The organism is Psychrobacter sp. CAL346-MNA-CIBAN-0220, assembly GCF_040309805.1.
Lineage (GTDB): Bacteria > Pseudomonadota > Gammaproteobacteria > Pseudomonadales > Moraxellaceae > Psychrobacter.
In genome coordinates this window covers 1-287 of the sequence record NZ_JBEOPF010000112.1, presented here as the reverse complement: position 1 = coordinate 287, position 287 = coordinate 1, and the positions used below count along the sequence as shown (strand labels likewise).

Genomic DNA, 287 nt, shown 5'->3' with positions numbered 1-287 from the left:
GTTAAGCACCAGCCGCGCCGGGTAATGCCGACCAAGAAGAAGAAAAAAGTGTAAATATTGAATTTGGTTCACGCTATAACGTAAGCGGTATTAATGGTGAAATTATTGCATTTTATTCTGATTACGACAACATTCACGGTAATTGTACTGCCGCTGTAGGGTGTAGCGATGAGAACATTGGCGATCAATATAACTATGGTGAAGTAGCTGTTTCTGGCGTTGAATTTAGTGCAGGCCATACTTTTAACACCGATACTGTTATGTTCCCGGTTAAGCTAACTTACACC

1 pseudogene is annotated in these 287 nt (G+C 41.1%); it reads left to right on the top strand.

The features are described 5' to 3' along the window. Window positions 1–44 precede the first annotated feature (44 nt). Window positions 45–287, top strand: a pseudogene (locus AAEY88_RS12920) (TonB-dependent receptor domain-containing protein); the annotation flags it as partial.